Annotated in this window: 2 protein-coding genes; both read left to right on the top strand. The window is 41.6% G+C overall.

Annotated elements, in window-relative coordinates; translation table 11 throughout:
* On the top strand, positions 1–301 hold a 301-nt coding region (locus tag ACZYTD_RS17170), incomplete at its 5' end, for a hypothetical protein (RefSeq protein WP_463893912.1).
* Between the two features lie 107 nt (positions 302–408).
* Positions 409–741: a hypothetical protein gene (locus tag ACZYTD_RS17165; RefSeq protein WP_463893911.1), complete on the top strand. Its 333-nt coding sequence runs from the start codon at positions 409–411 to the stop codon at positions 739–741.
* Positions 742–805 lie beyond the last annotated feature (64 nt).

The following is an 805-nucleotide window of genomic DNA, read 5'->3' as shown; positions in this document are numbered from 1 at the left end:
AGCTGCAAATCTGAACACCATGCTGAGTAATATGAAGAAAATTGCAATATATAGAATTATGAGTAAGTTGTTATCCGTAATTTTAGGGGTCGTAATTTATGGTGAAATTATTCCGTCAATATTACCGAATGAGATAGCGATTGAGCATAGCATTGAACCTTCAATAGTAAATCCGAAGTTTGTTTGGTTTGCGATTATTTCAATTCCTGTTATTTGTTGCCTGCAAACTAAATCTCGGTGGTTAAGAGCATTAGGTTGGATTTTATTATGCTTACTCATGGTGTTGGCTGTAACACAATGACTCTTGTCGATATGCAGCTAACAAAAAGTTTAAGTCGTTCGCTTCGCTCACTGGGACGCGCATAAAGCCGCGCGCCCCATAACTAAAATGTTAGGACCAACCCGATTATGAGAAAGTCAGTCATCATTCTTTTTCTTAGCGGCGTAGCCCTCGCCATAGCTTTAGCCGGATGGCAGTATTCACAAGCTCCACAAGGCATGCTTCTTTATACGCCAGCTCCTGGCGTGGCTCCAAACTACACACCATCTTCATTAGTTGGTTTTTTTGTTGCCAACCTTGGCTTGTCTGCGCTTAGCGCACTAACAGCTATTCTTGGTTTAGTCGGGGGCTTCTTTTTTAATCGTCGATTATTTCAAATAGCCAAGAATGGTGTCTTTCTATTTTTAGGGTTTGGGCTGCTATGTCTAGCTGCTATCGCTACCGAAAAATTTTGGCCCTAACTACTCTGTACGGCCTAACAAATAGTTTAAGTCGTTCGCTTCGCTCACTGGGACGCGCATAAAA

It is taken from the genome of Pseudaeromonas sp. HNCC25DJ180 (assembly GCF_055413345.1).
This window is presented reverse-complemented; position numbering and strand designations above follow the sequence as displayed.

What these genes read in the sequence shown, in the direction of transcription:
- ACZYTD_RS17165 (WP_463893911.1), top strand. Translation starts at nt 409, where the DNA reads ATGAGAAAGTCAGTCATCATTCTTTTTCTTAGCGGCGTAGCCCTCGCC.